This is a genomic window from Comamonas sp. Tr-654 (genome assembly GCF_011752915.1).
In the GTDB taxonomy this organism is placed as follows: domain Bacteria; phylum Pseudomonadota; class Gammaproteobacteria; order Burkholderiales; family Burkholderiaceae_C; genus Comamonas.
In genome coordinates this window covers 133,638-145,298 of sequence record NZ_VWWQ01000010.1, presented here as the reverse complement: position 1 = coordinate 145,298, position 11,661 = coordinate 133,638, and the positions used below count along the sequence as shown (strand labels likewise).

The following is an 11,661-nucleotide window of genomic DNA, read 5'->3' as shown; positions in this document are numbered from 1 at the left end:
CCATGATCTGGAGGCGGCAAAAAGGGAGGCCGCTGTTGGCTTACCTTGGGTCGCTGATGGCCGAGGTTTCATCGACGTCGCCGAGCCACGCTAACCCTAGCAGAGCGTCACGTTTCGGAGTTTCGCTACTTCCGCTTTGGGTCGATTGCTGGCCGACACGAATGACTGCTGACGGGCACCCTCGGTTTATCGCGCTGCCCCATCAAGGCTGCCACTCAACGACAGACCGCTCACGTAGCCAGAAGCAGCCCCTTGCAGGAACAGCTCCAAGGACTGCTACTGGCCGATAGCAGCCAACACCGAGGATTGCTCGCGAGCCAAGGCAGATATGGCAATGGTCAGTCTTTGGGGCTTCTATCCGCAGCCACAATACTCAAAAGCCATTGTTTCAGCATCGCAGCTGCAGGGCGCAAGTCTGCTCCTTTTGCGTTCACCACATAGTAGCCCTTGCCGACATCCAGGCGCGCATCGAACGGTTCGCAAAGTGTCCCTTCGCGCACTTCGACCTCTGTCAGTATGGCGCTGCTCAGGACGACGCCCTGTCCATGCCGGGCAGTCTCTATGGCCAAGATGGACTGATCGAAATGCTGACCAGGTATGGCGGCTATCTGCGTATCGCTTAGCGTGCTGAACTGCCGAAGCCACGATACCCAATGCGGCTGCAATGTTGTGTGCAGCAGGGTGGCTCGACGCAAGTCATCTGGCGTTTTTAGGTGCAGCTTATCGGCATATTCTGGAGAACAGTACAGGCGTGCTTCATCGCTGCATAGCAGTGCTACGTCTAAGGTGGGATCTTGTCCATCGAAGTAGCGGATTGCAAGATCGACACGATCTCGTTCGAAATCAATCATTGCCGTATCTGCACTCAGATGCAGAGATGTGCCTGGGCATTTGGCCAGAAATCCCTCCATCCTTGGGGCGAACCATTTAGCTGCCAGTGTGGGGGGCATAGACAGCCAAACTTCATTGGCATGGCTGAGCCGAAGCTGATCGCTGGCCTGTTGGATACGGGCAAGTGCAGGTTTGATACCGGCCCAATACGCTGACGCCTCAGCGGTCGGATGCAACTGCCGCACTCCCCGAATAAACAGGAGTACTCCTAGCCAGTCTTCGAGCTTCCGAATTTGCTGGCCGACCGCACCTTGTGTGACATGCAGGTCCTGTGCAGCCTGGGTAAAGCTGTGGTGCTTCATGACGGCATCAAAAACCAGCAAAGATTTGATAGGGAGTGAAGATTCCATGGCGTAGATTTTCTATTGCATGGGAGAGCTTAAATCGGTTGTGCGAAATGATCTTTCTCGGGAGAATTTCTCCCAACCTGCAGCGATGGCTCGCTCAACCGACTTTGCTCACTCAGTGCATCTGCATACATGAAAAATCAAAAAACCTGGTCACTGGTCTTGGTGGCATCGGTGATTCTGATGGTCACCATGGGGGCACGGCAGTCCATGGGATTGTTCCTTTCGCCCTTGAATACGCATACGGGTTTGGGCATAGCAAACATCAGCTTTGCCATGGCTGTCGCTCAGCTGGTGTGGGGGGCAGTGCAGCCTGTCTTTGGCGCAGTGGCTGATCGGTGGGGGCCTGGTCGGGTTATTGTGCTGGGGGCATTCATGCTGGCAGCGGGATCTGCGCTGACCACGCAGGTCACCAGCCAGTGGGGATTGATTTTCGCAGTGGGCTTGTTGAGCGCTGCAGGCGCTGGAGCGGGAAGCTTTTCTATTCTCATTGGAGCCACCGCGCAGCGCATCCCTGCGGAGCGACGCTCCTTTGCTGGAGGCGTTATCAACGCTGGTGGAAGTTTGGGGCAGTTCATCTTCGCACCGTTGAACCAGGCGGTGATGTCGGCCTATGGCTGGATGAGCGCCATGTGGATGATGGCTGTCGTGGCGCTCACCACGGCGCCGATGGCATGGTGGCTGCGCAAGACGCCTGTGCCAGCGACTACGGCCGCTTCATCCGTAGACGCAATTACCCTGCGCCAGCAACTCGGAATTGCGTTTAGGGACAAGAGCTATTGGTGTTTGCATGCTGGGTTCTTCACTTGCGGATTTCATATCGCATTTCTGGTGACGCACATGCCTGGTGAAGTCGACCTGTGTGGTTTGAGCCCTGGCGTTGCTTCGACTTCACTGGCGATTATTGGGCTCTCGAATGTGTTCGGTAGTCTGTTCGCAGGTGCAATGGGTTCCAGGGTGCGCATGAAGATGATTCTTTTCTGGATGTATGCGTCGCGCGTTGTGGCCATCGTTCTTTACATGGCTGCCCCGAAAGAGCCTTGGACGTTCTACGTCTTTGCGGCAGCTTTGGGCGTGACTTGGCTCGCCACTGTGCCACCGACCGCTGGGCTCACCGGCAAGCTGTTTGGTGCTCGCTACCTCGGGACCCTTTTTGGGTTGACGTTGTTGAGCCATCAGATTGGTGGATTTTTGGGCGCCTGGCTGGGGGGCGTGGCCGTTGTCCAGACTGGCAGTTACGAATGGATGTGGTGGGCAGATGCCGCTCTGGCCCTGGCCGCTGCTTTCGTCAACCTGCCCATCAGGGAAGCCAAGCCCGCAGAGCGACTGGCCACCGCCTAGTCACGGCAATCGCTGCGCGGGCTCGGAGTCGTGGTCAGTGACTGTGCTCCATGTGCGATGCCTGCTCGAGATGTCTTAAGAACGCATTTACATGCTCCTCCTCTGTGGCCCATGACGTCACTAGACGGACCACGGAGCTGCCTTCGTCAAACTTGCTCCATACGTAGAAGGAGAAGTGGGCTTGCAGTGCTGCAATGACCCCATTGGGGAGAATAGGGAAAAGCTGGTTGGTCTCCGTATCTGCGGACAACTGGTAGCCCGTAGCCAGGATGCCTGACGCCAGCTTCGCTGCCATGACATTTGCGTGGCTGGCGAGGGATGTAAAAAGCTGCTTGGGGCCAAAGAGTTGCTGGAACTGGATGCCCAGCAGTCGGCCTTTGGCCAACATGCCTCCGCGTTGTTTGATGTGGAATGCGAAGTCTTCGGCAAACGTTGGATTGTTGACGACGATGGCTTCTCCCAATAACGCACCCACCTTGGTACCTCCGATCCAGAAGAGGTCCACCAACGACGCAATGTCCTCCAAATTGACATCGTTCTTGGACGATGCCAAGGCAGCACCAAGCCGAGCTCCATCCAGGAAAACAAGAAGACCACGCCTTTTGGCGAGTGCGGAAATGGCACGCAGCTCGGCCAAGGTGTAGATCGTTCCTGTCTCGCTGGCGTTGGATAGATAGATCAGCCGTGGCTTCGCCATGTGCGGAAAGTGCGCATTGCTTGCCAGTGCACCTTCGATTGCATCAGGGGTGAGTTTTCCATTGACCGGAGGTACGGTAATCAACTTGTGTCCCGTGGCCTCAATTGCGCCGGCCTCGCGCACCACGATATGGCCCGTGTCAACGGCAATCACCGCCTCATGGGGGCGGAGGCAACTTGAGATTGAGATGATGTTGGCCATGGTGCCGCTGGCCACAAAATGAATAGAGCCCTGGAAACCAGTGCCCAGATGGTCCTTGATGCGGAGCACGGCATCCTGTGAATGGCTATCGGTGCCATACGGGCTCTCCTGCGTGAGATTGGAGTCAGTCAATGCTTGCAGGATGTCTGGATGGGCACCTTCGCTGTAGTCGTCGAGGAAGCTAAACATGTTTGGTTGGAATAGTCTTGGTTTCACACCCTGCGGGCTATGCGGGTTCGAATCACAAGACTATCAACGCGTGCCTGGGGCGCCTTGTAAAAAATTGCCTTGCGACCGCTGAAAGCGTGCAGGGGTTGTCCCGTAAGCGCTACGGAATGCATGCGTGAAATGGCTCTGGTCGAAAAAGCCGACGGTGTGAGCCACATCCGTCATTGAGATATTCGCTCCCTGGTGGATCATTTTCAGGGCAGTCTCCAGCCTCAACCGAAGTAGCCAGGCATGAGGCGTCATCCCAACGGCACTCTTGAATTGCTTGAGAAACCGAAAGCGATCAAGGCCCACCAACGTTGCAAGATCTTCGAGTGCGAGCTTGTCAGCTATATGCGCCTCCATGAAATCTCTCACACGTTGCAATTGTTGATGCGTCAGTCGCCCCTGAATCACTTGGGGCGCAGGATGCCGGATGCGTGCAAATAAGGCCTCGAACAATTCGAGAACCTGCACTTCTTCCATCAACGGCTCTTTTGCTGGCTGAGTCATGCAGGTATGCAGCCTGAGAAGCTCATTAGCAAGCTTGCGATCTTCCAGCACCACTGTCGCCTGCGATGGGAAATGGTGCCTGCCGGTCACTTCCTGCCCAACGCTTGCGAGCAACGAGGGCGTCAAGCGAAAGGTATGTAGCGTATAGGACTGCGCCTCCGCAGCAGTTCCATCATGGACTTCTCCCGCTGGCATCAATTGGATGGCGCCCGGGGTGAGTAATAGAGACTTGCCTTTGAATGATTGACGCTGCGCACCATCTGCAACCAGTGCAACGTGAAAATCGAGGTGGTAGTGAGGCTCGAAACGAAAATCGGCAAACCTGGCTGTGCTCAAGACAAGGCCAAGTATGGCTGTGGTGTGACTGTATTGAACCTCGTCACGCAAGACGTCTTCTCCGGTATGTTCTGCCGACTAGTCTCACAGAAATGAGCTATCTGCACTGTTGTTCATCGCTGTCCCATGCTGCTCTTGGGGCTTTGAAATCGGTTTCAACAACGCTCACGGCCGTACGTTGCCCACTACTGAGGCGGCCTGGTAGATCTGTGCCGATTCATCACAGATTGACCGAGTGTGCTTTGGTAGGTCAGGTGGAATTGCACAACCAACACTGATAGCTGGACTTCAAAGAGATCGAGTCCTGAGAAGGTCTGATCTAGATAACAGCTGCCGGCCGAATTCACCCGGTCACGACGAGCAGTTCGGTCAACTGCAGCCAACACATGCAGTCCACTCAAGCTGAATGCGCACTGGACGCTGGGCCAGCGCAGAGCGCAGGGCGACGCACCGAGTCCATTTCGGTGCACGGCGTGCATGGATAGAGCGTGTCGGCATCTGGAAACGCACGGAAACAGTGTGCTGCAGACGCAATTTGGCAATTTTCAAAGAGAAAACGTGATTGGCACGACGCTTGCTTGAAGTGTTCTATGCACTTGTGTACAGGCATGTATTCAAGTGACACGTGTTCTCTCTTTGAATCCTCTACAAAGGAATTGCCATGCTGTCTCGCCGTCTTTTGCTCGCTTCTTTGACTACTACTGCCATGGCCTTGTCGGTGACGGCTCCAGCACAGGCCGCTGACAAGGTCATCAAGGTGGGGACGCTCAAACTGATTCATGGCATCACGCCTTATTTCTACGACAAGTTCACGCCGGCGGGCTACAAGATCGAAGTCATCTCGTTTGAAACACCTACCGATGGCAAGAATGCGGTAGTTACCAAATCTGTGGATTTCGGTACCTATGGTCTGGCCGCAGCCACTCTGGGGGCTGCTGCGGGTGAGCCTGTGGTCATAGTTGCGCCGACCTGCAATGGAGGTATGGCGATTGTGGTGGGCAAGAACAGCGGCATTGGCAACTTCAAGGAGCTCAAAGGCAAGCGCGTGGGCATTCTTCCAGGCTCCACGCAGGAAGCCGTGTTTCTGGATCGTCTGAAGGCTGAAGGCATGACGCTCAAGGATGTGAAGTCGGTGCGCGTGTCCTTCAGCGAGATGGCGGGTGCGCTGGAGCGTGGCGATATCGATGGCTATGTGGGCGCGGAACCTGGCCCTTCCATCAGCGCCATTCGCGGTGTGGGCAAGGTTCTCGAGTTCCCTTACAGCACCCCCACGGGCAAGGTCAACATGGTCATGACCACCCATGCCGACACGGTCAAAAGTGATCCAGAACTGACCAAGGTATTCCTGGAGATTCACCGCAAGGCCTCCGAATATGCCATGGCCCATCGTCCCGAACTGGTACAGATGGCGGGGGCCAGGCTGGGTCTGCCCGCCGATGTGGCCAATCTGGCTGCAGACAATGTAGAGCTGACATGGAAGATCGATCAGGACTGGATCAACCGCAGCAAGTACTACGGCTCGCTGATGCTGGAGCGCAGGCAGATTCGGAAGTTGCCTGATTACAGCAGCTTCATCGTGACGGGTTTCAACCCGAAGTAACACGGCGGGGCCTGGCTGTGCACGACGCGGTCAGGCCTTGACGCCGTTGAGCTGTTATTGACTGCTTTTGGAATTATTGCCATGTCATCTTCCACTCTTGATTCTCAAGCGCATGCGGCTGTGGCGCCCGCAGTGCCCATCAATCATGCTGCTTCAACGTCTGCGGATCTGGTTATGCCGCAGCAACCCAATGCCGCAAAGGTTTGGATGACAACCTGGCTGGTACCTGCTGTGCTTCCACTGTTGTTGCTGATCGCTTGGGACTTGGCCGTGCGTGCGACCGGAACCATGCTGGTTCCTTCACCCAAGGAAGTCGGATTGATGCTGTGGGACTTCGCGTTTGGCGGCATCTATGACGATGCCTTCAGCGAAACTCTGGGCATTCACTGGTTGAAGTCCATGTCTCGTGTTTACGGGGCTTTTGGACTGGCTGCTCTGCTGGGCATACCCCTGGGCCTGGTGATCGGTAAAAACGCCGCCGTACGCCGTTTTGTAGATCCCACGCTGCAAATGCTGCGCCCTGTGCCTGTGACGGCGTGGCTTCCGCTGTCAATGATCTTCTTCGGTGTAGGCCCCAACGCGGCCATCTTCCTGGTGTTCCTCGGGGCGTTTTTTCCCATTGTCATCAACACCACCTTTGGCGTGAAGTCGGTGGAGCCTCGTCTGTTTGAGGCAGCAGCCATGCTGGGCTGTCAGGGCGCTTCCATGTTTCGTCAGGTGGTGCTGCCAGCAGCCATGCCATCCATCTTCAATGGCCTGCGCCTGGGTCACGGCATTGCATGGTTTTTGATCGTGGTCGGCGAGATGACGGGCGTTCCCGAAGGACTGGGTGCCGCCATCATGGACGGTCGCATGCTCTCGCGCACTGATGTGGTGATTGCCGGCATGGTCGTTATCGGCTTCACGGGCTTTGTCACCGACCGTCTGCTGGTCGCCCTCAACAATCGTCTGCTCAAGTGGAGCCCGCAACACAATGTCTGAAATCCTTGCTCACCGTACTCCTGCCCCCATTCTGGACATTGCCAATGTCAGCAAGGTCTTCAGTTTGAATGGTCGCCCCATCCACGCTCTGAAGGACGTGAACCTGAAGATCCAGAAGGGCGAATTCATTTGCCTGATCGGTGCTTCGGGCTGTGGGAAATCCACGCTGCTGCGCATCATGGGGGGCTTTGAGAAAGTCTCCACGGGCGTGGCCAAGATGTATCACACGCCCATTTCCGAGCCCGGGCCGGATCGAGGCATGGTCTTCCAGGACTATGGTTTGTTTCCATGGCTCACGGTGCGTCAGAACATTGCATTTGGTCCCAAGCAGCGAGGCCTGACGGAGGTCAAGCTCAAGGAAATCTCGGATCACTATCTGCACATGGTGGGACTGACCAAGTTTGCAGATCACTTCCCCAACCAGCTCTCAGGCGGCATGAAGCAGCGCGTATCGATCGCGCGAGCGCTGGCCAATGAGTGTGAAGTGCTGCTCATGGACGAGCCTTTCGGTGCACTGGATGCGCTGACTCGCGAAGTGCTGCAGCAGGAGCTGCTGGATATCTGGGAAAAGACCAAGCTGACCGTGATTTTTGTCACCCATGCAGTGGAGGAGGCGGTTTTACTGGCCGACCGCGTGGTGGTCATGACGGCCGGTCCAGGCCGTGTCGAGCGTGACTATCGCATTCCACTGGAGCGCCCGCGCCATATCACGGCGCCAGAATTCAACCTGGTGCGCAAAGAGTTGACAGAAATGCTCAGCAGTCATGTTGCGCATCATGCCAAGGCCGCCTGATGCTGGACTGTTTATTGAACCAGCCGCAGGTCGTGCGTGATGCGGCCTACGACAATACCCGTGCCGTCGCCAGCAGTGCTCGGCAGCTCGCTGATTTCGAAGCCCGTAGTGAGGGGCTGGTGCAGCGATCTGCTGGACAAGTGGATGTGCCGTTTGGAACGGCAGAGCGTTTGCGCTACGACTTCTTTGAGGGCGAGTCCGGCGCCAGCACGCTGCTGTTCATTCATGGCGGCTATTGGCAGATGCGCCACAAGAACACTTTTCGGTTTGTGGCTCAGGGCGCGCTCGCGCATGGACTGCATGCTGCTCTGATTGGATACACGCTGGCTCCTGAGGCCACGCTGACGCAGATCGTGGAGCAGGTGAGAGCAGGCATCGTGGCTGTGCGCCGCCATGCATTGCAGCAGGGAGGCAACGGACGCATCCTGCTATGCGGTTGGTCCGCGGGTGGTCATCTCACCGCAATGGGCCTGAATTGCGAGGGAGTGGTTGCAGGTCTGGGCATCAGTGGCATTTACGACCTGGCACCGATTGCTCATACCTATCTGAACCAGGCGCTCCGGCTATCTACCCATGAAATCGAGCAACTGAGTCCCTTATGCCTGCCTGCAACACGCAAGCCGTTTGTGACAGCCTATGGAACGGCAGAACTTCCCCAGTTGCAGGCGCAGAGTCAAGCTTTTGCGGCCGATCGCTACGGCATGGAGGGTGATGCAGAAGTCGCCATAGAAGGTGCTGATCACTTCAGCATCCTGAATGCGCTGGCTCTAGAGGATGGAGTGCTGCTGCAGGCCTTGCTGCGGCATCGGTGATTCGAAGATCAACGACAGTGGTCGTGAAACCTAGAGGGAAGGCTGCTTCTGCCTTGCATTCTGCAGAGTATGCAAAGTGATGTTTTTTACCTCGTCACGGCTCACACGGATATGTTGCTGCAGCAACGACTTGGTCTGCAAGCCGTCTCGGCTCAACAATGATTTGAGGATGTCGCCGTGCTCCTCGTAGGTCACGTCAATGCGGTAGTTACGCGTGAATTCCAGACGCCGCACGATACGAATTCGGTCCGTGATATCTCGGTGGATGCGGGCCATTTCCTGATTGCCGCTGGCCGCCACCAAGGCCATGTGAAACTGCTCATCGTTGCGCGAGACAGTGGCTATTTCAGACAGCCGTTGTGGTGCGGGGATGCACCATAGCTCGGTCAGATCATGCAGGCGTATTTCCAGGTCGGGGGTCTGAACAAGTAGATCCAACGCTGCGCATTCCAGTACTGAACGCACATCGTACAACTGCTCGAACATCGTGAAGTCAATGCTGTTCACTATCCAGCCGAGCTTGGGTATGACGGAGATATATCCTTCGCGCTGCAGGCGTACGAGCGCCTCACGCACAGGGGTTCGGCTCATGCCGAGATCCGCGCCAACTTCGTTTTCGCTAAAGCGGTCACCAGGAACATATTGAAAATTGTCCAGGGCTTGGCGTAGTTTTTCGTAAGCAAGGCTGGCCAGGCTGGTGGAAGACATGATGTGGGCTCCTTGTTTTTTCTTTGACTGCGGAGCACAGGGGCTGTGCACCGCAGCGTGCTTCACAGAGACTGGCAGTACGCGCGCCAGCCGCCGAACGTGGTGATGTCCCGGGCCTGCGTCAATGCATGGCCTTCGCAGATAAAGCCTTTCACGCTGCGTCCATCCTGCAGCTGCACCGAGCCAATGCCCAGAGGTGTTGGAACGCCGGCTACAAAGCGGCCAAAGTTGGCAATTGGCATCTCCCACACCTCGACTGTGATGGCAGCTCCTTCGTCTGACCGTGCCATTCCAGGTTTGGCAGGTACCGTGCCTTGCAGTGCATACAGGCGGTAGTCCGAGGCGGTGCTCGTCTCCTCGCGAAATCGCGCACCGCAAGCCAGCAATTCATGGTTGAGAGGCATGCCACGCAGATGTGCACCCACCACGGCGACTTCGATGGTCTCGCCTTGTGTCGGTACCCGCCATGCTGGCAGTGAGCCAGCGTTTTGGGCGGGAAGGCCTGTCACGCCGGCACACAGATTGGTTTGTGCTTCCAACTGCTGTGCCCAGCGCACCAGATCAGGCTCGCGCCAGCCCGGCGCTATCAAGGTGATGCCGAAGGGCAGGCCGTCTGGCAGTTGCGATGCAGGGATTGCGATCGCCGACCAACCGAGAAGATTGACGAAATTGGTATAGGTTCCCATCTCCGAGTTGACGCCGATCGGGTCAGCTTCCACCTCGGCCATGGAGGGGTGGCGCGGTGCGCTAGGAACACACAGCACATCACATTGCTGCCAGATATTCTCGGCTTTCTGTCTGAGGTCTTGCAGTCGGTATTGGGCGCTGAAGGTATCGGCAGCGTTGAAGCGCTGGTGTACGTCCAGAACCTGGCGAATCACTGGCAGCAAGGCTTCTGGCTGTTGTTCGTAGATGCCGCGTGCTCCGACCACCCGTTCAGCCACCCAGGGGCCGTAGTACAGCAGATCGGCGACTTCAAACAATGCATCAAAGGGCAAGGCTTGCACCCGTTCGGTTTGCGGCTTCAGACGCGCAAGAAACGCAGCAAATGCATTCTCATAGTCGCTGGAAAGCTTGCGTGCATCAGGCACCCCCACGCGCAGTTGAGACAGCGGGATATGTTTGGCGATGAAGGGACGTGATCTGGCATAGCTGTCCTGCGTGTCAGCTCCTTCCATGAGTGACAGAACCAGAGCGCTATCGGCCACATTCAGCGCCAGAACGCCTATGCAGTCCAGCGTGCGGCAGGCAGGCACCAAACCAGTGCCGGGTACTGCACCGGGAGTGGGCTTGATTCCGACGATCTGGTTGAAGGCCGCAGGAATTCGGCCCGATCCAGCCGTGTCCGTGGACAAGGCAAATGGAACCAGACCACGCGCCACCACAGATGCCGAGCCTGAGCTGGAGCCGCCGGAAATAAGTCGGCTGTCAAACGTATTGGGCACGGCACCAAATGGTGAGCGCGTTCCGACGAGACCGGTGGCAAACTGGTCCAGATTGGTCTTGCCCAGAACAATGGCTCCGGCTTGTCTGAGACGCTGAACGGCCACAGCATCGCGCTGTGCCTGGTAGGAGAAAGCAGGGCAGGCCGCCGTGGTGACAAAGCCCTTTACATCGATGTTGTCCTTGACCGCAAAGGGGATGCCGTACAAAGGCAGACGCTCACGGCCTTGGGTCTGCTGAAGAGTCTCTAGTTGTATCAGCTGTGCTTTCAACTGCGCGTCGCTGGCAATGCTGATCCAGGCAGAGTCATCGCTGGTCAGACTACGGCGCTGCTGCTCAAGCAATGCAGCAGGGTCAGCGCCTTCTTGGTAAGCCCGCTTCCAATCTTCAAATGAACCAATCAGCATGATGAATACCCGAATGTATACAAGATGCTTGGTTTAAGCAGGTTGCGTGCCAGTTGGCTTTTCAAGTATCCGCTTCCAAAGAATGAAAGCGCATCAGCACTCTGGGACCGATCACTAGTCCAAGATTTCGTCCGCATCTCCACTTGTCGGATTGGATTGGGATCTTTGTCGCTGATCTGCTTCCGACACTACCGAGCGGAAAGAGTGCCCGGTTTGGTGGACTGTGGGGCGGGCGCAGGTGTGATCGCGAAGCAGGCCAATTCGAAAGTGATTGATGACTGAAATAAGGCCGTGACAGGCGCGCACAAAGCAGTACATCTCGTGCTGAATCTTCGAAGGAGTTTCCTCATGAATCAAACGAGCAATTCGCTTGCTTCGTTCTAT

The 11,661-nt window shown here is 56.5% G+C and carries 10 protein-coding genes; 5 read left to right on the top strand and 5 right to left on the bottom strand.

The genetic code is table 11. The features are described 5' to 3' along the window. Positions 1-338: 338 nt before the first annotated feature. Entirely contained in the window at positions 339-1,241 is a 903-nt protein-coding gene (locus F3J24_RS24265) for a LysR substrate-binding domain-containing protein (RefSeq protein ID WP_167011371.1), read from the bottom strand. A 129-nt stretch (positions 1,242-1,370) separates the two neighbouring features. On the opposite strand from F3J24_RS24265, the gene F3J24_RS24260 reads away from it, so the two are divergent. Further along, positions 1,371-2,579, top strand: coding sequence for an MFS transporter (locus F3J24_RS24260; protein WP_167011369.1), 1,209 nt, complete (start codon positions 1,371-1,373; stop codon positions 2,577-2,579). A 34-nt stretch (positions 2,580-2,613) separates the two neighbouring features. Here F3J24_RS24260 and F3J24_RS24255 read toward each other — a convergent pair whose 3' ends face one another. Continuing rightward, positions 2,614-3,666: a low specificity L-threonine aldolase gene (locus F3J24_RS24255; RefSeq protein ID WP_167011367.1), complete on the bottom strand. Its 1,053-nt coding sequence runs from the start codon at positions 3,664-3,666 to the stop codon at positions 2,614-2,616. A 63-nt stretch (positions 3,667-3,729) separates the two neighbouring features. Next, entirely contained in the window at positions 3,730-4,584 is an 855-nt protein-coding gene (locus F3J24_RS24250) for an AraC family transcriptional regulator (protein ID WP_167011365.1), read from the bottom strand. 610 nt (positions 4,585-5,194) lie between these two features. Here F3J24_RS24250 and F3J24_RS24245 point away from each other — a divergent pair. The 4 genes from F3J24_RS24245 (at position 5,195) to F3J24_RS24230 (ending at position 8,719) form a co-directional block, all read left to right on the top strand. Beyond that, positions 5,195-6,133: an ABC transporter substrate-binding protein gene (locus tag F3J24_RS24245; RefSeq protein ID WP_167011363.1), complete on the top strand. Its 939-nt coding sequence runs from the start codon at positions 5,195-5,197 to the stop codon at positions 6,131-6,133. 231 nt (positions 6,134-6,364) lie between these two features. Continuing rightward, a complete protein-coding gene (locus tag F3J24_RS24240) occupies positions 6,365-7,114 on the top strand; it encodes an ABC transporter permease (RefSeq protein WP_370527773.1) in 750 nt (249 codons plus the stop codon). Next, positions 7,107-7,907 carry an ABC transporter ATP-binding protein gene (locus F3J24_RS24235; RefSeq protein WP_003052213.1) on the top strand — a complete coding sequence of 267 codons (801 nt, stop codon included), beginning with the start codon at positions 7,107-7,109 and terminating at the stop codon, positions 7,905-7,907. Before F3J24_RS24240 ends, F3J24_RS24235 begins: the two co-directional genes overlap by 8 nt. Continuing rightward, positions 7,907-8,719, top strand: a complete 813-nt coding sequence (locus F3J24_RS24230) for an alpha/beta hydrolase (protein WP_167011361.1) — start codon at positions 7,907-7,909, stop codon at positions 8,717-8,719. Before F3J24_RS24235 ends, F3J24_RS24230 begins: the two co-directional genes overlap by 1 nt. Before the next feature lie 30 nt (positions 8,720-8,749). Here F3J24_RS24230 and F3J24_RS24225 read toward each other — a convergent pair whose 3' ends face one another. Both F3J24_RS24225 and atzF read right to left on the bottom strand, forming a co-directional pair. Beyond that, positions 8,750-9,427 (bottom strand): GntR family transcriptional regulator, encoded by a 678-nt coding sequence (locus tag F3J24_RS24225; protein ID WP_167011360.1) that lies wholly within the window; start codon positions 9,425-9,427, stop codon positions 8,750-8,752. Positions 9,428-9,489: 62 nt separating this feature from the next. Beyond that, entirely contained in the window at positions 9,490-11,277 is a 1,788-nt protein-coding gene (gene atzF / locus F3J24_RS24220) for an allophanate hydrolase (protein ID WP_167011358.1), read from the bottom strand. Positions 11,278-11,661: the final 384 nt, after the last annotated feature.